The sequence below is a fragment of the Flavobacterium plurextorum genome (assembly GCF_002217395.1).
Lineage (GTDB): Bacteria > Bacteroidota > Bacteroidia > Flavobacteriales > Flavobacteriaceae > Flavobacterium > Flavobacterium plurextorum.
Map to the genome: position 1 here is coordinate 54,938 of NZ_MUHD01000036.1, position 22,035 is coordinate 76,972.

The following is a 22,035-nucleotide window of genomic DNA, read 5'->3' on the forward strand; positions in this document are numbered from 1 at the left end:
TTTTTCTTACGGGATGGGAACACTATGTAAAAAAACAATTGATGTTTTTTTTGAAAATAAAAAAAGATAAAGTATGAGATGGCGTAATTTAAAGCAGCTTTTAATATTGCTGCTATTTACTGGTGCTAATGCACAAAAACAAGAAATAAGGTCAGCTTTAAGAGAATTAAAGGAAGGATATCCACAGCGTGCACTGACTTCAATTTCTGGATTGGAGTATAAGATTTTAAATGCAACCGATGAAGAAAAATCGGACTATTATTACATTACAGGCATCTGTAATCTAATGCAGACCGAGAAAAGCAATGATAAAAAAGGTCTTAGCACTGCAGTACAGGCATTCAATGACTTGCTAGTCACAGAAAATTCCACGAAACTCTTCAAATATTCTGAAGTAGCTAAAGAAGCTTTATATGGAATAAAACGCAAATTGGCCAATCAGGCTGCAGTTAATTTTAAAGAAGAAAAATATCAAGAAAGCGGTAATATTTTTTTGGATTTGTACCAATTCGATAAAAATCAGATGTGTTATCTGTACTATGCCGCATACTGTAATATGCTGATGAAAAAATATTCTAACGCGCTGAATTATTTTACAGAATTAAAAAAAAAGAATTATTCGGGAAAAATATTTTTTTATTACGCGGTTAATAACACTAGCGGAAAGGATGATGAATTTCTTTCCAGATCTGAAAGGGATAAGGCATTAACAGCGGGAACCCACAAAAGATCTTACGCTGAAATGAGTGAGCCTAAGAAAGAGAATATATTAAATAACATTATACTCTTAAATCTTTTATTGGGTAATGCCGAGAATGCTAAAAGAGCTATAATGGAATATAAAATTCGTGAACCTCAAAATCCGATGTTTGATTTGGCTGAATTTCTGCTTTATCTCGAAACAAAAGATTACCAGACATTTGATAAAATTTTGCTTGCACGCTTGGTAAAAAATCCGGATGATGCGGATCTGTATTTTTATCTGGGGGTTATCAGCGAAAGGCTTAATAAAAAGAAAGATGCTAAAATATATTACAAAAGGGTATTAGAAATTAATCCTGTATACCAGCTTGAAAGTGAAGCAAGGCTTAGTTCCTCTGCAGAGGCTGAAAGGATTTTTAGTAATCTAGGCGAAAAAATTAGTTTAACTGACACTTCCGAGTTTAATCCGTAGGCATTTTATAATATAGTCAGCTGCTAAATCTTACTTTCAATATTTTATTCGAAGTCCATGCATGTAATTTCATATAGAATTTAAACGCCTTACATTTTTCATCGTTCATTTGAGAATATTTGAATTAGTAAACAATAATTTTTAATGAATAAGGCATATAGCGCTTTCGCACTTGTTGATATACAATATTGAGGCGCTTTTTAATCTGCAGAAAAATATTATTGGACTTCAAAGTGGTATTTACGAATAATGCATGCCCTTTTTTTTTAAACACTTACTTGAGATTAGAATAAACTAAGGAAATACCTCTAGAATTGAAAATCGCAGTATTCTAACAATCAATCAGAATAAAGTCGTTAGACAGTCCCAGCCTGGCAGCCAGAGTCTTTATCAGCATGGAATTGCGGCTATTGACAGAGAGGGACTGTCTAATGTGGTATAAGGCCAGAATGTTAAAATAATCTGCCCAGTATTGGAGACGTAATTTTTTGCGTTGATTCTTTGGGAAAATGATCAGCAGTGTTACAGCATCTTTACTCGAAGTGAGATTAAGCTTCTGTTCTTTCTAAATTCACATTATGTTCTGCATTTAGCCGTTAGCCTACTTGCGAATTTAAATGTATATAGGTGAAGATTTACCAATTGCAGCAGGTATGGATATTGATACTGTCTAAAAAATAAACTATGAATTTATTCTGATTTTCAAAAATTCATGAATATACGATAATCTGTAAAACGCACTTGTTTTTCTTCTTTTATGACCGTTAACTACTTATAGCTATCGTGTAGATTATCATTTTTTGATATTTACGGTGTGATAGATTATGTATTGCTGGAAATAGTACACTAAATTCTTTAATAGACAGAGGACTAGCATCTAAAAGCTATAATAAAAAAAAGGATGATAGATCTTCAGGCGGTGTGTTTTCTAAATGGTGCCAGCTTCATGGTCTAAACGATGCTGCAGCTAAATGATGAAGTTTTAGCTGTCTGGTTAAAGCTTAAAAATTCAGTTTTCCTCCCAAGGAAAGTTTTCTAAAATAAAGAAATAACGATTTATGAAAAAAACTTCTATTCTGAGAATACTATTACTGTCCTTAATTTCATTTCAGTATTTTACGATATACTCGCAAAATCTAGTAGCTTATGGCTTGAAAGGTGCGAAAGAATTCGATGCTGTTTTTTTTACGCCAAGCTATCAGTTTAAAAGCCAGTTTGGAGCCCACAGTAAAAATATTTCTGTAAGGCAAGATGCTTCCGAAATTGTAAATCCGGTAATAAAATATGCACAAAGCCCCTATGTCGGGGTGGTTTCACGCTGCCCGAATGATGGCAGTATGCTTCCAAAATTATTTCTTTGCGGTTTAAATGACAGCAGGTTAATACAGACAGGCATAACAGATGCAGTTTTTATAACTTGGCAGAGAAGAACTGGCGGCTGCGCATCTTTCACCAGGGGAAACTGTCCAAATAAAGACTCAAACTGCACTTGGGCAGATGTTGGGGAAGGTGCAGATTATGCAGCTAGCAGCAGCGGTGAATTTAGAATAAAAATTAGAAATAAGAACAATACAGAATCTGTTTTTTATTTTAATGTTTATAAAAATGAACTCGATCCAAATGGAATTACTAAAAGTGATATAATTAATGGCATTAACAGCTGTACAATACCCGGACAAATAATTGCAGGTGGATTAGGCAGCGGATATGAATACAGCTGTACCACGAATCCTGTGCCAAACGAATGGCAGGACAGTAATATGTTTTCTATTATAAATCCTGGTTCTTATAATATTTTTATAAGATTAAAAGGAGTTGACGGAGGCTGTATTTTCAACGTTAAAAATATCGTGGTAAGGTCAGTTAATTTCACCTCGGCATTAACCGCTGCACAACCCTTATGTTCTGGTGAAAAGGGTATTATTAAAGTTACCGCAAATGCAGTTAACAGACAGCTCAAATATGCAATCTATAAAGGTCAAAACACTGCTCCATTAAGTACTGTAGGGCCAGTTTCACTTTCAGAGTTTGAGTTTACAGGTTTAGATGCGGGATCCTATCGTGTTGTGTCCTCTGTGGATGGAACATGTGCCACAGATGAGCAGAGCATCAAGATTAATTCTTTAGCTAAGATTGTTAATAATTCGTATATTACCCAGGCGCTTACTGTATGTGCTAATGGTTTAATTAAGGGAGCCGCTACCGGAGGCACAGCGCCTTACAGATACTCTGTTAATGCAGATGATGCCGGTTTTCAGGTTATATCTAATGGCATCGTAACCGTTAAGAACGGAGGGACTTATATAATGAGGGTTGAAGATGTTAACGGATGTATCATTGACAAGAAAATTTCAATTCCAGCTGTAACAAAACCTGAATATACTATAACGTCAATTAATGGAAAATGCGGAGAGAATAGCAGCATAGAAGTAAAGTTAACTAAAGATAATGGTTTTAACCTAGAATACAGTAAAGATAATGGTGTTAATTTTATAAATGGAAATGGTGGGGGTGTCATTTTCAGCAATTTAACAAATGGACAGTATGCCATTGTGGTGAGATATACAAAGACTGGGGTGAATAACGGAAGCAGCTGTTCTGATAATCCGCATATTATAAATATCGGAGCAACGACACCTTTGACTGCATCTGCTGGTATAGGTTCTCTTTCTGGATGCGGACCTGATTCAGATGCTGGCCAGGGAATTGCAAGAATTACCAATCCGCAGGGAGGAACCCCATTTCCAGCTCCAAATTTGTACCTTTACAGTTTCGATAACCAGAAGAGCTGGATTACCAAGAACGAAGGCTACATTAAGCCAGGAGGGCCTTATTCTGTATTTATAAAAGATGCGGCTGGATGTGTTTATGAAATGGCAGGACTAAAATTAGACCCAAAGCCAGCCCCCCCGGTTATCACCATGGATGAACCCGTTTACAACTGTGACGGTACAGCAAATAGCTCTGTAAGAATTAATGACGGTTTAGGGAATCCGAAGTATGCTTATAAATTGTATCTGGATGGAAATCCAAATCCAAATACAGCTGATCCTAATATGTTTTTAAATGTCTCTCCAGGGGACCATTATATCACGGTAGATTATAGCGTCTTAACGGTAAGCACTTACAGTAATTTATTGGATGAAAGTTTTGGAAGCGGAGAAAATACAACATCACCCGGGATTAACAGTTTTTATTACTGTTTCGAAAGACAGCTGCCAGGACAGCCTGAGACTTACTGTAATGGAAGCTATGCAATAAACGACGGGGATTATTCCGTTACCAGTTCCATCAATAAGGCAATCACTTCTACGTGGGGCTGGAGGTATCCCAAAGACCATACCAGCAATGGGACAGACCCTAAAGGGAGGTTTCTGGCTGTAAATATTGGCAGTCAGATACCTGAAACGACAGTTCTTTATGAAAAGCAGATTAATGATGTGATTCCAAATCAGCCCATTAATTTTGATTTTTATGCTATGAATTTAATGATGCCGGGGGCTGGTAATGAGGATCCGAATTTAAGAATAGCGTTAGTTGATGCAAATGGGGAAGAAATTTCATGGTTCGCTACCGGTCCCATTGCCAGGTCAGTTTCTGATACGGATTGGAAGCATTTTCCGGAAACCCCTATAGCACTGAATCCGGGTAATAATAATTCTTTACGATTAATTATTCGCTCCAATGTCAGAAAAGCAAATGGGAACGATGTAGCCATAGATGATATTAAAGTGTTTCAGATCCCCAAAACATGCGGTGCACAGTCCTTATTTAAAATCAAAGTAAATTCTAATAAGGTATTTAATGCTAGGGTTGAGAATAGCAGTCCTGTAAAATGCGTAGGAGAGAGTAGCGGTGCATTGAGTATTTACGCAGAAAACTTTTCAGATACATTCCAATATTCTATTGATGGACAGCCATGGATATCTTCGGCAGTATCACCTGTTTTAGTTAGCGGACTTAAGGCTAATCCTTACAGTGTTAAAGTTAGATACAATGATAAATCTCCTGACTGTGATTTTGACATTCCAGCAGTTGTGACTTCGGTCGAGACATTTTTGGTCGAGGCCGCCGCAACAGTGGCTACCTGTTCAGATGGTGCATCAGTTACAGCGAGAGCTACTGGAGGGACTGCTCCTTATTCATTTGTATTAAAAGATTCTGCAGGTAAGGAGACTCCATTCCTTAGCGATGGCAATGCAGGAGGCATATTAAAGAAAATTCCTCCCGGAAACTATGTGGTTATAGGTATGGATAAAAACTCTTGCAGCAATAACAGCCAGCAACTAAATTTAGTTGTTGCACAGAGCGATGTGGCTCAGCTTACAATTGATGAAACAAAAAAAATATGTTTTGATGGTAGCAATGGCACCGCAATTACAATAGCTATTTCAGGAGGAAAAGAGCCATTCACGTATAGCGTAAGCCAGGATGGAGGCATTGTGTATGATGCTTTCAGACCATCTTTTTCGGATCGGGAATTTACTTTCACGGCACCTGCCGGAGGGACATATGATTTCATTGTTATGGATGCTAATGGCTGTAAGTCTAGTTTTAATATTATAATTGATGATCAGATAAGCGCTAAATCAGTTTTAACAAAGGATATTACATGCGGTGCTTTTCCGCAGAATGCTGCACGGATTGAAGTATCAGTAAAAGGAGGCACTGAACCATTCGGCTACAGAGTAAAAAGTAATGGAGGGACATTTAATGGGCCGCCAGTTTTATTTGAAGGAAAAACTTTTGAATATTCGCCGGCTGCTTCGGGGAGCTATACATTTGAGATTACCGATTCAAAAGGATGTACAGAAGAAACGGAAGCATTAGCGGTAAAAGACCCTGAAATTGTTACAGTTACCTACATATCGACAGATCCGGTATGTAACGGCAATTCAGATGGTACAATTTTATTTACTGCAATTACAGGAACAGGGCCTTTTAGGTACAGTATAGATAGTGGACAGACGTTTCAGGATTCCTATAAATTTGGAGGATTATCTGCTGGAACATATAATTATGCGGTAAAAGATTCTAATGGCTGTATAGCAGAGGGGAATGCAGTTTTGGCAAATCCTTCTGCGGTCACATTAGATATTCATACTAATGGAATAGCATGCGGACCTCTAAAACCTGGAAGTTTTGATGTAAGGGTCAGCGGCGGAGGAAAGGCTCCCTATATTTATTATCTGTATGACAATGCTATGAATGTGATAGATTCCTACACTGCCACTACAGCTGGGGATGCAGCAGTGATGCACAATTTTCCAAATCTTTCATTTGGTGATTATTTTATGACAGCAGTAGATATAAATGGCTGCGAATTTAAAAGCAGCAAATTAAGAATTGAACCGCCACCGTATTTAGATCTTTCGGGCACAATTATAGGGAATACCTGTGTTGAAGGAATTTCAGTTGCATTAAAAGTAACTGGAGGTACAGGACCGGATTTCACATATAATATATTGGGAACTAGCAGGACATCAGGCTCTATCACTTCAGCTGTTTATACTTTTGATAAACTAGAGCAAAATATGACCTATGTATTTGAGGTATTAGATTCAAATGGATGCCCCTCTTATCTGGAGGTTAAAACGCCAAGTATTTCAAATCTTATTATTGATTCAATTGTAACAAAACAGGTGACTTGCTACGGAGCAGCAAATGGTGAGGTTACTTTTACGGTATCTCAGTACAGTGCTTCAGAACTTCAGTATGAAATTAGGGATAATTTAACCAATAAGGAAGTCTCACCCTCTTTAAGTGGCTCAGTATATGGGTTAACAGGAAATTCTTTCACTGGAACTATTAAAGGTTTGAAACCAGGAAATTATTCCTTATATATAAAAGAGACGGATGGCACATCGTGCTCTATTTCTCAAATATTTAAAATCACACAGCCTACGTTGCCACTTAGTGCTCAAATAACAAGCATAAATAATGCGAATTGCCATATGGGGGCTTTAATCACTCTAAAAGCCAGCGGAGGTACCGGGCCTTATCTTTATGCGACGGCTGTTAGTCCGGCAATTCCTTCTTTGTTTGATAATAGCAATGTATTAGAATTGGGAAAACCAGAAACAAATTGGAATATATTGGTGAAAGACGCAAACGGATGCATATTTGCTTTAAGCCACACTACAGCCACAGATTCAAGCCCAGCTATAGCTCTTTCAATAGTGGATAAGTGTGCCAGTCAAAATGAATTTGCAATTCGAGTAATAGAAACATCAGCCGGAAAAGGGCCGTATTCTCTGAAAATGGATAATGGAGTTTTTACTCCCATAAAGGCTCTGCCTTATAATATAACAGGTTTGTCTTCAGGGAATCATACAATTACGCTTAAAGATGCTAATGAATGCACAGATACGAAATCTATTAAAATTGATTCTCCTATAAAAGTGATTGCTTCTGTAAGTGTTCTTCCTGGATGCGAAGTTAATAATGGAGAGATTTTATTAGCACCTTCAGGAGGCAGCAGTTCCTATAATTACTCTATTAGTCCAATGCATCCTGGAATTATAGTTAAGGGTAATAAAATTACAGGATTGATTGCAGATAATTATACGATCACAATGACAGATATTCAAAATCATTGCACTGCCATTGCAGAGGTGAGCCTATCACCAGCAAGTCCGGTTAAATTCGAGGCCCAAGGCGCTAAAGCCACCTGTAAAGGAGCACAAGATGGAAGTATCAGCGTAAGGCTTTCTAATGATAATAATAATCCTCCTTATACCTACAGCATCTCAGGTGGATTAATTGCTTCGGTATCAGATCAGTCATCTTCAGAGTTTACAGATCTGCCAGCTGGGAGCTATACCATTGAGGTAAAATCTGGACGAGGCTGTAAAGTCAAAAAGATTATTGATATTGCCGAACCTGATCAGATTGAGATAAAACCCACAATAACTAAGTATAGCTGCAAAGCGAATAATAATGGATTTACTTATGCTAGGATAACCGCAGATAATGTGAAAGGCGGGGCGGGTCCAGGTAACTATGTGGCCTATCAGTTTTTTAGAGATGGTATTGAAGTTCAAAATGGTTCTTCAAATACACACACCGAATACGATTATAAAGGGGGAAGTTATACAATAAATGTATACGATAAAAATAATTGTATGGGTACTTCAGAAGCTGTTGCAGTTGAGCCGTTTACTATTATGGAGAGCCTGAAAATCAATAGAATTTTCCCTATCACTTGTGAAAACTTAGAATCGGTTAAAGCGGTTGTGAACATCAAAGGTACAGCCAGCAGCTTACAGTATCATCTGACAGGTATAGAAAATACAGTTGCAGATCCGCAGACTAATTCAACTGGCGAGTTCTCTGGGCTGGGAATAGGTGATTATTTAATAACAGCTGAAGATACGGGCACAGGATGTTCAATTGCTGAATATTACCATGTATTCGCCCCCAATACATTTGAGATTCAGGTTCAATCGGCTAACGCTGAAATTTGTTACGGAGAAAATGCCGGAAGCATCGAATTGATCTTAGCTGATACAAAGCCTGTTCCAACCAATGACTCTTGGATTTATGATTATATTATTACTGGCCCAATGCCTGCTATATATGGAAGTTCAGATAATTCAGGACCTGTTAAGATAACCGGGTTAATGGCAGGAGAATATACAGTTACAGCAAAATTGAAAAGTGGTTCTAAATGTGAAGTTAGGACTGGTTTTCATATTGTACAGCCGCTATCTAAATTAGATATTGAGCTGCAGTATACGGCAGTTAGCTGTAAATCTGGTTATAATGATGGCACTATTACGGCAACAGCAAAAGGAGGCTGGACAGATAGAGCCTATCAATATGAATTGATCGGTCCGATAGCACATATATATTCTGATGTATATCATTTTGATAATTTAACGCCGGGACATTATATCGTAAATATTAAAGACAGCAAGGGATGCATTGCTACAGCAGCAGTTGACTTATTATTTCCTGAACCTATAAAATTTACGGCAGCTGCAGTCCCGCCAGTGCTGTCTTGTTATGGTGATGACAGCGCAATTATTTTGATTTCCAACACAAGTGGAGGAATTGGATCACATTACGCGTACACCTTAAATTATACTTTGCCGGCAGGAGATGTAATTTCAATAGGTCCGCAGTCCTCTAATGAATTTAAAGGTCTCTTCTCTGGAAATTACAGCGTGATAGTGACTGATGGATTTAGCTGTGAAAAAGTATCTGATATAATAACAATTTCAAATCCTGTAAAACTTCAAGTGGAATTATCCCAAAATACTGAGATTACCTGCGCGTCTGATGCAACCTTTACATTAACGGCCAGCGGAGGCAAGTCGCCATATGTTTACAGTGAAGATGGAACGAATTATGGAACAAGTTTTAATTCCTCAATTACATTTAGCGCAAAACCAGGGCTGCACCAATACTGGGTAAAAGACAGCTTAGGATGTATCAGTGAAAAATCGGGAGCTCTCCTGATCGATCCTTTAGTGCCATTATCAGTTGAATTAGATTTAAAATACGCAAAAGTTAATTGCAAGGGTGAAGCTGGCGCAATGATTATTGCTGAGTCAAAAGGCGGGATGGGTGATTACAGGTATTCTTTATTAGACAGAAATGGAGCTGAAATACGAACGGCACAGACAAATGGTCTGTTTGATTCTCTATCCGGAGAAGAAAGCCCTTATACGGTTCTTGTAAGAAGCGGTGACTGCCAGATAAATTCTGTGGCAGTAAAGATAACGGAACCTGAGGCAGCATTGACCTCTGCTTACTCTATATCTTCTGTAAGCTGTTTTGGAGGAAATGACGGAATAATAGATCTTGTGGCTCAAGGAGGTACCGGCCGCATTAAATATGCGATTTCTCCCAATTTAGATATGTTTGTTGAAAGCGGAAAATTTGAAAGGCTGCCTAAAGGAACCTATACCGTGATTGCGGTAGATATAGTTGGATGCAGCAACATATACAGGGATATTAAAATAGAAGAACCAGCATTTTTAACTGTTTCTGAGATTCCAAATTCAAAATTGCCTGAAATATGCAAAGGTGATAAAAATGGTGCATTTTTTATCGAAATAAATGGAGGAACAGCTCCATATTTTGAAAGTCTTGATAATGAAAAAGGGCCATATTTTCCTGTAAATGGATTTGTCAAAGACTACCTGAATCAGACAGGAGGGAAACATACTGTTTACATAAAGGACAATAAGGGGTGTACCAGTGAAAGAGAAGTTATAATGCCAGAACCGGCAGTCCTTAATCCTGCCATTGAAATTCAGTATGAATGTGTAGATAATAGGCAGTACAGTATCGTAACAGTTACAGTTGACAGTAGCAATACAGATACTCTTGAAGTTGACTATTCGCTTGACAGTGATCAAGGGCCTTGGCAGTCAAATAATATTTTTACCAATTTGGCTCCAGGAAGTCATTACTTGATTGCGAGACATACAAATGGCTGCACTGCAAAAAGTAAAGGTTTTGAAATTAGGCCTTATAATCCTCTGACAGTTGCGCTGTCTGAGCAGGATGAAATGAATGTAATTTCTGTGCGAGCTGATGGGGGAATTCCTGAATATGAATTCAGTGTCAATGGCAGGCCTTTTACCTCTTCAAGTAGTTTCAAGATTTATGAGTCTGGAAATTATGATGTAACCGTTAGAGATAGGAATGGATGTACCAAGACTATAACTGTTCATGGGGTATACGTTGATGTATGCATTTCTAATTATTTCACTCCGAATGGTGATGGTGTCTATGATACCTGGGGACCGGGATGCACTGATATTTATAATAAACTTGAATTTTCAATATTTGACAGATATGGCCGCTTAATAGGTAATTATCATTACGGACAGAAATGGGATGGCAAATATAAAGGAGCTGAAATGCCTTCGGGTGACTATTGGTATGTTCTTAAACTGAATGATGAAAAAGACAGGAGAAAGTTTAGTGGTCATGTTACTCTTTTTAGGTAGCAGATAAAGCAGACTTTAGGCTGTTAAATTTTAAAAAAAATGAAATTATTTTTACTATTATTCTTGGCTGCGGCATCAGTTAACAGCCAAGAATTAAATCTGCCTGTATTTACGCAATATTTATCTGATAATTCGTTTGTTATTTCACCCACATATGCTGGTATTGGAGATAACCTGAGGATTAGGGCAAATGGTCTTGCGCAATGGGTAGGATTAAAGGATTCTCCAACTAATCAATCACTCTATGCTGATTTTAGAATATTAGACAGATCTGGCGTGGGTGTAAGCATGTACAATGATAGAAATGGGTTTACGCGTCAGACGGGGGCAAAAATTTCTTTCGCACATCATTTAATACTAGATTACTATTCCAAACAGTATTTATCATTTGGGCTTTCTTACAGCCACAATAATTTTCGGATTGAAAGTGGGAAATTCAATCTTACAAATGAACAGCCTGTATTGGATGCTGTTGTAACGGATCGTTATACGGCAAACAACAATTTTGACTTGGGCCTGCTTTATCGTTTCAATAAATTTTATCTTAGTATCAGCGTAAATAATATACTGAAAAAAAACAGCAATCAATATAGAAAAACAGAACCTGAATTATTATCAAACTATCAGCTCTATTCAGGCTATGTAATCAAAGACAGATACAATAGCCGCATTGAATATGAACCTTCGGTATATTTTCAGTATTTTGCTGGAGATAAGCGTTCGACAACTGATTTAAATTTAAAGTTTAGACGCTACAATCGCTATGATGAATATTACTGGGTGGGAATTTCGTACAGAATGCTGAATGACCAGTCAGCTAGGCCTTTGTCTATAGGACCAATGGCGGGCTTCATGAAATCTAAATTCTATTTAGGATATGCGTATCAGATATCTTTTAATCAGCTTGGGAGTTATAATACTGGCACGCACTCTATCACGATTGGTTTAGACTTTTTAGAATCAATAAGCAATTGCCCCTGCACACAAGGTCCGGTTCATGATTGACCATTTGATTGAGAGCTTGGTCATTATGGAAATCTATTTGCAATTATGAGTTATAGAATAATTGAATGAAGAAATATCGATTTTATTTCATAAATAATTTTTAATAGTATCAACACTGTCAATAGTACCAGTGATTCGATATAATTTTATTTTTCTACATTTTGCGTTAAAGTGCCATTTCCTGGATTTTGAACTGCGGTAAAAGGAAAAGGCATCGTCCATAAATGAGAATTTGAAGTGAGTGTATATGTTTGCCCATCTACAATTTTTGTTAAAGTGTTTTTGTAAATTCCCTCCGCATTAAGACGTCTGGCATCTGCAAAAGGAATAAGTGTCAAAATTAATTCGTTATTTTTAAGTTTTATTATAGCTTTAACTGCGGCTGTTCTATCAGATGTGGCAAAATCTTTATAATAAGACGGCAAAATGCGTGTTTTGCGGATTTTGTTTAAAATACCAAGAGCTGAGTCGATCTGATTTGTTCTGGCCAGACATTCTGCTTTTACTAAATAGACTTCAGTTGTAGTGATGCCTCCATAATTAAACATTCCAGACAGTATACTGGCGTAATATGTTTCTCCAGCGACAGTTCTTTGTTTCCATCTGGCCAGAAAACGGGCATCTCCATTTTCGAATTTTTTGGCTCGTTCGCAAGGTATTTCATATTCTGTGAGGTCAACAGAATTAGTGCCATGTCGGAAATTATAATTTTCATTGTAATAATATCCCATTGGTGAAGGATTTTTTATATATGAACTCGGTTTATCAATGATTTCTTTATAGCTTTCATAGAATGTGATCCAATCGTAGAGTTTATTATTTTCTTCTAATGCTAAATCGGCATATTTTAAAGCTTTCGGATAATTGTTCATCTGCAGATAAATTCTAGAATAGAATGCATAGGCCGTACCAAGATTTGGATGCAGCGGAGTCTGGGAAACTTTAGGGAGATAAGGCACAGCCTCAGTAATGTCGTTTAAAATGAAATCATACATTTCTTGGATTGATACCTGTCTGCTTGGGGCATTTACCTTAGCACTTGTAATCAGCGGTACTGCTAACTTCAAAGATGCAGTATAAATTTGATAAGTATCAGCATAATAGTTTACCAGACAATAATATGACATTGAGCGAAGTACTTTTGCTTGTGCCCATACCATTTTTCTCTGTTCTTCTGTTGATTCTGTAGCATTAAGTACATTTTCAATAATTATATTAAAACTTGAAATGCCAGCATAAGAGGTGTAATAAGTATTTGTAGTTGAATTCTCTAAGCCAATGCGATCCGCAGTTTCGTCCCACATATAGTTTGCTTTTTCTAATGGACTGTAAGACAAAGTTATAAGGCTGTTGTTTTTATCATTCAATAAGTTTAGTGCCTGTGGAATATTTACAGTCTGATTTCTGTTTTCGTCACGTATAAAAGCTTCAAAATCTGCTAAGGTAGTCGGAGTTTTAGTTCCTTTAGGCACATCATTCAAATATTCTTCGCAAGAGACAATAAGGTATCCTGATAATAGTACACAAATTATAGATATATACTTCATTTTTAAAAATTATATATTTAAGTTTATCCCTAAAACTATACTTGGAGATTGAAAACCATTCAAAAGATATTTGACCTGACTGTTTTTGGCTACTGTAAAAACATTTTCTATGTTTAAATTTAGCTTCATATTCTCTAACTTAGCTTTTTTTGCCAGTGTTTTCGGAATCTGATATGTCAGGGAGACATTGCTTAATTTTAAATTTGAAGCATCAAATATATTAATGTTGGAATTTTGGTAGAGATTGCGTGATGCAAAGCTGTCTTCAGATTCGTACTCATAAATCACTCTTGGCACATTTGTTTTAAATTCGTCCCCAGGCTGTTTCCATCTGTTTACAATGTCTTTATTTATAGGAGATATTTTCGTAATAGTATAATCTATGTTTGGTGAATTTGTGGAGGTCAGCATAGGAATCATGTAATTTTTTATTCTATGCCCTGATTCAAAAATGAAAAGGCTAGAAAGTGAAAAGTTTTTATAATTTAACTGCATGTGAAATGAACCGCTGTGAGGTGGTACTGTCGTTCCGTAATTTTCTACAGAGAGCAGATCGTCAGGTGCACTTGTAACTACATTTCCAGAGCTGTCATACACCTGAGGAATCCCTGTATTGCTTAGACCTGCCCATCTGTAAGCGTAAATTGAATTGAGATCTTTTCCAATACGTGGAAAGGATTGAGGATTTTGAATTTGAATAAAAGCCAATGGTGACTCACTGTTAACATATTTTACCTTGTTTTTATTGTATGCATATAGGATTTTTACATCCCAGCTAAAAGTATTATTTTTTAAAATTGTACCATCTAAGGTTAGTTCAATACCTTTATTTGTCATTTTGCCATTGTTAAACCAGACATATGAATTTCCCCAGCCTTCGGTAGGAACTCCTGTGCTATTGGTTAATAATTTTTCTGCAATTTTATTATACATTTCTAATGTGCCTCTGATTCTGTTTTTTAGAATTGAAAAATCAAGGCCTAAGTTTATTGTTGATGTAATTTCCGCTGATAAACCAGGATTTGGTCTGTTGGTTAACATTCCCTGAAGTCCTCCAATATTTGGATTAGAAGAATATGATGCTGACATATAAGATGAAGCGCCTTCTACAGGATTCCCCGCCGTGCCGTAAGAGCCCCGTATTTTCATCGCATTTATAAAAGAGAAATTAAAAAATGATTCTTTGTCTATATTCCATCCTGCTCCTACTGACCAGCTGGGAGCGTGTTTTTTTCTTTCGTCTTCTCCCCAAAGATTAGATCGGTCCCATCGTAAGCTTCCGCTTAATAAATATCTATCATTAAAGGAGTAGTTTCCAGTACTATATAAAGAAACCATGCGGTTTAAAAATTCGCGTATTTTTGGCAGGGTGCTGCTCCCTAATTCTGTCTGGTTAACAGGTGCAGAGGTTAATGTTTCACTATCCCACCCGTAAAGTTTACTACTGTTATATTGCAGTTTATTATGATTTATTTCCATTCCAGCAATAAAGCTTAATGCATTTAGTTTATTAAATGTTTTGTTGTAATTAATCTGCTGGCGGAAATTGTAAGCATTAGATACTTGGTTGTCACTTGCTAAAATATCTCCTTTAGGAATATTGTAAAGAATTTCATTAGAAGGAAAAATAATTGTATTTCTATTTAGAAGCTCCCTCACATCGTAAGAATCACTATCTAGCAACTGCCTGCTGTTATCCTGACTATATTCATATTGAAACATGACGCTGTAATTAAATGCACTGTTAAATTTAATATTGAATTTTGCATGAGTTCTGGTCAGAAATTTTTTGCCTTCAATTAAGTTCATTCCAAGTTCGTCTAAAGGTATTATATCCAATTGTGGAAGACCATAATCCTTTATGGTTTCAATCCAAGCAGCATCGTAGCGGGATTCGGCATATGATATATATTTAGTGCCGTCATCATTAACTAAATGGTCATATGGCTGGTAAGTAAAACCAGGATTAAATAAACTGTAGGTTTGGGAGCTGCTTCTGAAATAACTGTTGTATGTGCCCAGATCTAACGAAAGCCATCTGTTTATTTGTACTGAATTTTTTAAATTTATTCCAATTGATTGGTCGTCACTGAAAATATTATCATAAATATTAGATTTGTAGGTTAAAGAACCATTGAAACTGTTTGTTTCATTTGCTGTTCCCAAACTTAAATTATGCTGTATAAAATATTCATCACGTTTTGCATATCGGCTTATGTCATCATAATATTTGTAGTTTTGGGAACTCAGCTGGTTTAATTGCTTATTTACTTCTGTTTCAGAAATTCGGCCAGCGAAACCCTCTAGTATAATTTCTCTGCCATTGTTTGTGAAAACTGCATTTTCAAGAAGCGAAGTTGCATAAGCAGCCGCGCCGGAGCCTTTTAGATTTGGATTTCTCAACGCCCATTCACGCTCCAAATCTATAATTTCGGCTGAATTGGTTAAATTGCCTGTGTAAATTTTATATGGGGTAACTGTCAAATTGCTTGTATATGAAATTTGTGTGCTTCTGCTTTTGGCTTTTTTAGTTGTGATTACCACCACACCATTTGCTGCTTTTGCTCCATATATCGAAGAGGCGGCGGCGTCTTTTAAAATAGTAATATTTTCAATATCTTCAAGATTCAAATTCGGCACATCATTTACAAGATACAGGGTCTCGTTATACCTTTGATTTATTAGAGGAAACCCATCAATTACGTACAATGGAGGAGCGTCTGCCATTATAGATCCAGACCCTCTGATTTGTCCGTTCTGATATCCTGCAACCCTTCCGTTTAATATGGCATTCAAACTGCTTAATCGCTGCTCTGTTATATCAGATCCATTTAATTTTGAAAATGATCCAGTGGATTTTTCCGGTCTAATGTTTTGATATCCTGTTATTAATACTTCTTTTAAATCCAAAATCTCTTCTTGGAGACTGATATTAATGGCAATTTTCTTTTTAATAGCTATAATACGGCTTTCATAACCTGAATGCTCGATTAAAAGCTTGCTATTCCTATCCCAAAATTTAATTTGATAATGGCCATCAGAATTTGTTATAACACTTTTGTTTGTTCCGTAAATTGATATTTTTGTCCCAGCTAATGGAATTCCTTGTACGCTGGTAATTTTTCCATGAATAATTATCGAATCAGGTATAATTTGGTGAAAAAAATCTGTTTTTGTAGGAACTCTAAAATTAGAATCTGATAAATTGGGATAAGTTAAACCTCTTATGAAACTATTTTCCAATATCATTTTAATGAAAAATCTTTCGTTTATTTTTCCAGTCGAAGCATGGTAATAATGAGAATGTTTAATTGCGCTGTGCATCTTACAGAAAAAAAAAATGATAAGAATGCATGTCAAAAAATATCTTAATTGGGGCTTTAAGTTTATTTTCATAATCAACATAAATATTTTGGACTATGGCAGAAAAAATCCCTTCTATCTGCTGTTTTTTTTGGCGTTTATGATGTATCGGCAATTGTTTTTTAAATAAAAGAAAAAAGAGAATAGAATTATAAAAAATACGTTAATCGGTAGATTTTATCGTTAATCGGCAAATAAATATCGTTAACTACTTTTGGTTAGCATTCTGTGCCAATAGTTATCATATTTGAATAGTAATTGAAAATGACTGGATATATTGAGGAAGTTATTGATACAAAGAGAACTTGAATCATGTATTTTAAGATTGAGTATAAACCATATTTAAAATAGCGATAGCCCTATGAAAAGATTTTTTTTTTATTTTTTATTTGTTACAATTTTCACAGCGTTATTTTGTGGCTGCAGTGACAGCGATTTAAAGGAACAGGATAGTAGCCTCCTTGAAATTGATGCTTCAGACCTGCCAAAAGGTAATGTCCCCATGACAATGTTTGAAGATGATGAAAGTTCTTCAAAAATGTATAATAACAATGACCGCTGGTTCCGTGTAAATGAGCCGCTGCAGATTTTACAGAGAGGAAAAGATTCTGTACAGTTATCTCTTTATTCTCCAGTTGGTCTTTCAAATGTGAAAGTTTACGCCAAACTTCCTAGTTACGACAAAAGATTCCTGATTTACAGTTTTTCTAAAATTCCTGCTTTCCATCGTTCTTTTCATAAAATTCCATTAACTGATAAGACAAATAAATACCAGCTAGAATCGGGGGAAAAAGTTACAATTGAAAAAATTGAAGGCTTCACTTCTGATGGTATTCAATTTTCAGTTGAGTCAGAGGATCCGTTATTTCAAAAATTCAAGAAAATTAAATCTTCACGACTCGTTCAGTTTAGTGACAGATATCATTTAAGTGATCCGAATCCTAATACATATCTGCCAATGAATCCTGTCTTAGCAAAAGAGGCCATAACAATGATCATCAATTTTTCTTACGTACTAAGCCATCCATTGTACTATGAAGCATTTATGAATTTTGATAGATACAAAAGAGAGCAGATGGCCATTGAAGGACTTCCTTTGGAAGGAGCTCTCAATTGGCATGGAAATGCGGCTGATAATAATGGGGCGTATGATTATTTGACTAAAGAACAAATGGAGGCAGTTTATGCAAACTACATTGATGGCAGAAAACTATACATGGCAATGGTAGGGGGAGAAAATGCATGGGGTGGAGGTCCGTTGGCATCACAATGGGAATCATATTATGTAACGGGACATTGGATAGGTGAAATGTCAGTATGGTCGCATGAGTATGGGCATCATAGCGGATATCAGCATACCAGTAATTTAGTCAATAGCGGAGATGGAGGAGGTCAGCAGACGATGCTGGTAAATCTATATAAGTACCTAATATATATAGAGGATCTCCCTTTTTTAGATCCTGATATTCTTAAAAGTTATACGAAAAGCGCTTACTTAAGAAAAAGTTACAGCAAACCTGTTTTTAAGATAACACCTTTAAACCCATTTTTAGTCAAATTTAAAGGAGCTGGAAAATGGTGATTATTCAATGCTTACAAGTGACAGTATCTCTTATAGATAGAGTCTTGTTTGAATTTCTTTAATAAGACAAATAGCGTTTAACGGGATTTAAAAGATGAACTTGTAATAGATATGAGAACCATGAGAAAATATTTTGTTAGCAGATTTATTAGAAATAAAAAAAGATGCTTTATATATAAATTGCTGATCCTTTGTTTCTTTTCGATGCCTGTTAGTGCTGGTAACAATTTGCTGTATGATGAGATTTTTACATCAGAGCAATCCACAGATGTAATTGTTATTAAAGGACATGTTACAGATGGAGAAGGAAAAGCTTTAAGGGGCGTTACAGTTCTTCTTATTGAAAGGGCAAGAAAAGTTGTCACTGATTCAAATGGCGATTACATCATTTCAGTGTACCCAAAAGAGAATTTAGAGTTTTCTTTCGCTGGTTTTAAAAATAAAACAGTGAAAGTATCCGATGAAATAATTAATGTCACGCTTCGAAGATGTTTAAAATGAACAGTTTGCAGTTAACGGCTATTTTTTAAAAGAAATTTAAAATTTCAATATTAGCTAAAATGATAAATATTTTATGCACAAGAAGAATTTTTCGGGTAATTAAATATAAAAAGATGAAGGGTTTATTTGAATTGCTGTTTTTGCTTTGTTTTTCTGTTATGCCATGTGCATTTGCTACAGCTCAAAATAATTACTCTGAAAATGTAGCTTATCAGGCTAAAGCAATAATTGCTCGCTACATCAATGCGGATATAGCTGAGAAAATAATTTTTACAGTAGATGAAATTCAAGATCCGAGGGGCAGCTATTCCTATAAAGTAGTTGATGGACAGCTGTATATCAGAGGAAACTCGGCAGTATCTCTTTGCCATGCTTTTTATGATTATTTAAAAACAACAGAGCAAGGAATGATTGCCTGGGGTGGAAAAAATATTAATATTCAACCTTTGAGGTGGAAAGCTGTTACAGAGAAAAAAGTTCAGTCTCCTTATCAATATCATTACTACATGAATGTCGTAACTCATGGTTATTCTACTCCTTATTGGGATTGGAAGCGCTGGGATAATGAATTGGATTGGATAGCTTTACACGGTTTAGATATGGTACTTATAAATTCTTCATATGAAGCAATTATGTATAGGGTATTTAAAAAAATCGGTGTAAAGGAAGAGGCAATTAGAGATTTCTTTCCCGGACCAGCTTTTCAGCCTTGGAATAGAATGGGAAATATTTCTGGATGGGATGGACCTCCGCCTGCATCTTGGTATGACAAACAAATAATGCTTACACATCAAGTATTAAATAAAATGCGCCATTTGCAAATGACACCCATTATACAATCTTTTTCAGGTTTTGTGCCTGAAGAAATCATACAAGTATATCCCGAGGCAGAGATTACGCCTATTGTCTGGGTGAGTAATTTTCCAGAGAAAAACCGCTGTAATATTTTATTGCCTAGTAAAAAAAATGCTGAGTTGTTTATACAAATAGGTTCCCTATTTGTAAAAGAATGGGAAGAAGAATTTGGAAAAGAAATATTTTTTTTAGCCGATAGTTTTAATGAGATGCAGGTACCTCGAAAAAAAGAAGATTCAGAGGAAACCTTTCAGCAGCAGCTTTCTGACTACGGGGAAGTAGTGTATCAGTCTTTTAATCAAGGAGATGAAGACGCTATCTGGACAATGCAGGGTTGGACGTTTGGTTACCAGCATGAAGATTGGACTCCTGACCGTTTAAATGCTTTGGTAAAGAAAACACCTGATGAGAAGGTGCTGTTTCTTGATTTGGCAAACGACTACAATTTAAACTGGTGGCACATAGAGCCGGGATGGAAATATTTCAAGGGTTTTTCTAATAAGAAATGGATTTATTCTTTTATTCCAAATATGGGAGGTAAAACACCATGGAATGGTGTATTACAAACTTATGCTGAAGCTCCTATTGAAGCTTTGCACTATAAGAATAAAGGTAATCTGATTGGATTTGGATTTGCTCCTGAGGGTATTGAGAATAATGAGTTAATTTATGAATTGCTTTCTGATATAGGATGGCGCGATGAAAAAATAAACTTGAACCAATGGATTAAAAATTATTGCATAAATAGATATGGTTCGTATTCAGAGACGATGAATTCAGCGTATCAAAATTTTTTACAGTCATGTTATGGAACATTTACTGATCATCCAAGATTTGATTATCAAATGAAATCAACAGTGAATAAAAACTCCGAATTTTTTAATGGAGTAGAGCAGTTTTTAGCCTGCTACGATCAATGTAAAAATTCTATTTTGTATAAAAATGATGCTATAGAATTAACCGCTCAGTATTTAAGTTTGGTAGCAGATGCCCAAGTTAAAGAAGCCTTGCTTCTCAAAGGGAAAGATCAGGAGAATCGGTTGAATAAAGTTTACTCGATTCTGAAAAGAACAGATAGACTGTTACTTTCGCATCCAAATAATAAGTTAGATCGCTGGGTAGGCTTTGCTGAAGCTTACGGAGATAATAGTATTGAAAAAAAATACTATGCTCAAGATGCGAGGCGCATTATTACTAGCTGGGGACCGGGCGTTGGTGATTATGCAGCAAAAATGTGGGGAGGCCTAATCTATTCTTATTATTTAGAAAGGTTAAAAAGTAATAATGATGCAATAATTAAACATTATGTTTTTGATCAAAAAAAATGGGAGGAAAACTGGATCCAAAACGGTGATAAGAATCCTCAGTCCCCATTTAAAAATCCTTTGAAAGAAGCACAAAAGCTCATTAAAGAGAATGCTTGGAAAGATTAAAATGCTTGGTTCCGTATTTAAGCAGAGCTTATGGGTAGTAGATGGCTGGTGAAGTAAAAAAAAGAATTAAAAAAATTGATGGAAAATGTTATCAAATCAAGTTAACTTCATTAAAGTGGAAAAATTAGTTCGGGAAAATTTTACTAGAAGAAAAGCATTAAGAAAAAAAAGTAGTAAAAAAATATTTTTCGTCTTTCTTATTTTATTTATTCTAATATTGGTAATTTATTGAACAATAAAAATTGTCAGCTAATCTAGAATTTTTGTAATGACAAACCTTTCATATAATTGAAATAGAGTGAATAATAATCATGATTAAAAAACAGATTATTTATCAAATATCGGCTTATGGCAAATTTAATAAGTTCTTAGTGCTTGTACAGTATTGTATTTTATAATATTGAAAATTTTATTTGAATATACCAATTATATATTAGTGAATTAAAAATGCTATTTACATGAATATGGTTAGTGAAATTTTAAGAAACGTAGTTTATTCATATTACCCTAAAGATGTTTGTTTTAATACAGAAATTACTAAATATCTTGGCAGTGATGAATATCAAAAATTGTATCAGCGTATTAAAAAGTTTGATCATGAGCACAGACA

8 protein-coding genes are annotated in these 22,035 nt (G+C 35.7%); 6 read left to right on the forward strand and 2 right to left on the reverse strand.

What is annotated here, in order from left to right:
• Positions 1–73: 73 nt before the first annotated feature.
• The 3 genes from B0A81_RS18680 to B0A81_RS18690 all read left to right on the forward strand — a co-directional run bounded on the left by B0A81_RS18680 (position 74) and on the right by B0A81_RS18690 (position 12,144).
• A complete protein-coding gene (locus B0A81_RS18680) occupies positions 74–1,174 on the forward strand; it encodes a tetratricopeptide repeat protein (RefSeq protein WP_089059411.1) in 1,101 nt (366 codons plus the stop codon).
• Between the two features lie 1,058 nt (positions 1,175–2,232).
• Positions 2,233–11,139, forward strand: coding sequence for a T9SS type B sorting domain-containing protein (locus tag B0A81_RS18685; protein WP_089059412.1), 8,907 nt, complete (start codon positions 2,233–2,235; stop codon positions 11,137–11,139).
• 39 nt (positions 11,140–11,178) lie between these two features.
• The gene (locus tag B0A81_RS18690; protein ID WP_089059413.1) at positions 11,179–12,144 is read left to right on the forward strand and encodes a PorP/SprF family type IX secretion system membrane protein; all 966 of its coding nucleotides are present in this window, start codon (positions 11,179–11,181) and stop codon (positions 12,142–12,144) included.
• A gap of 146 nt (positions 12,145–12,290) precedes the next feature.
• Here B0A81_RS18690 and B0A81_RS18695 read toward each other — a convergent pair whose 3' ends face one another.
• Both B0A81_RS18695 and B0A81_RS18700 read right to left on the reverse strand, forming a co-directional pair.
• A complete protein-coding gene (locus B0A81_RS18695; protein WP_089059414.1) occupies positions 12,291–13,691 on the reverse strand; it encodes a RagB/SusD family nutrient uptake outer membrane protein in 1,401 nt (466 codons plus the stop codon).
• Positions 13,692–13,700: 9 nt separating this feature from the next.
• On the reverse strand, positions 13,701–16,940 hold the full coding sequence (locus B0A81_RS18700; protein ID WP_165768094.1) for a SusC/RagA family TonB-linked outer membrane protein: 3,240 nt from the start codon (positions 16,938–16,940) through the stop codon (positions 13,701–13,703).
• A gap of 616 nt (positions 16,941–17,556) precedes the next feature.
• Between B0A81_RS18700 and B0A81_RS18705 the strand changes: the two genes are divergently transcribed.
• The 3 genes from B0A81_RS18705 to B0A81_RS18715 all read left to right on the forward strand — a co-directional run bounded on the left by B0A81_RS18705 (position 17,557) and on the right by B0A81_RS18715 (position 21,425).
• Entirely contained in the window at positions 17,557–18,636 is a 1,080-nt protein-coding gene (locus tag B0A81_RS18705) for a hypothetical protein (protein WP_244281442.1), read from the forward strand.
• A gap of 120 nt (positions 18,637–18,756) precedes the next feature.
• On the forward strand, positions 18,757–19,137 hold the full coding sequence (locus tag B0A81_RS18710; protein WP_165768095.1) for a carboxypeptidase-like regulatory domain-containing protein: 381 nt from the start codon (positions 18,757–18,759) through the stop codon (positions 19,135–19,137).
• A 113-nt stretch (positions 19,138–19,250) separates the two neighbouring features.
• Entirely contained in the window at positions 19,251–21,425 is a 2,175-nt protein-coding gene (locus tag B0A81_RS18715; protein WP_165768096.1) for an alpha-N-acetylglucosaminidase, read from the forward strand.
• Positions 21,426–22,035 lie beyond the last annotated feature (610 nt).

Coding starts and splice junctions, on each gene's coding strand:
- B0A81_RS18705 (WP_244281442.1), top strand. CDS start 17,557: ATGACAATGTTTGAAGATGATGAAAGTTCTTCAAAAATGTATAATAAC.
- B0A81_RS18685 (WP_089059412.1), top strand. CDS start 2,233: ATGAAAAAAACTTCTATTCTGAGAATACTATTACTGTCCTTAATTTCA.
- B0A81_RS18695 (WP_089059414.1), bottom strand. CDS start 13,691: ATGAAGTATATATCTATAATTTGTGTACTATTATCAGGATACCTTATT.
- B0A81_RS18690 (WP_089059413.1), top strand. CDS start 11,179: ATGAAATTATTTTTACTATTATTCTTGGCTGCGGCATCAGTTAACAGC.
- B0A81_RS18680 (WP_089059411.1), top strand. CDS start 74: ATGAGATGGCGTAATTTAAAGCAGCTTTTAATATTGCTGCTATTTACT.
- B0A81_RS18715 (WP_165768096.1), top strand. CDS start 19,251: ATGAAGGGTTTATTTGAATTGCTGTTTTTGCTTTGTTTTTCTGTTATG.
- B0A81_RS18700 (WP_165768094.1), bottom strand. CDS start 16,940: ATGATATTGGAAAATAGTTTCATAAGAGGTTTAACTTATCCCAATTTA.
- B0A81_RS18710 (WP_165768095.1), top strand. CDS start 18,757: ATGAGAAAATATTTTGTTAGCAGATTTATTAGAAATAAAAAAAGATGC.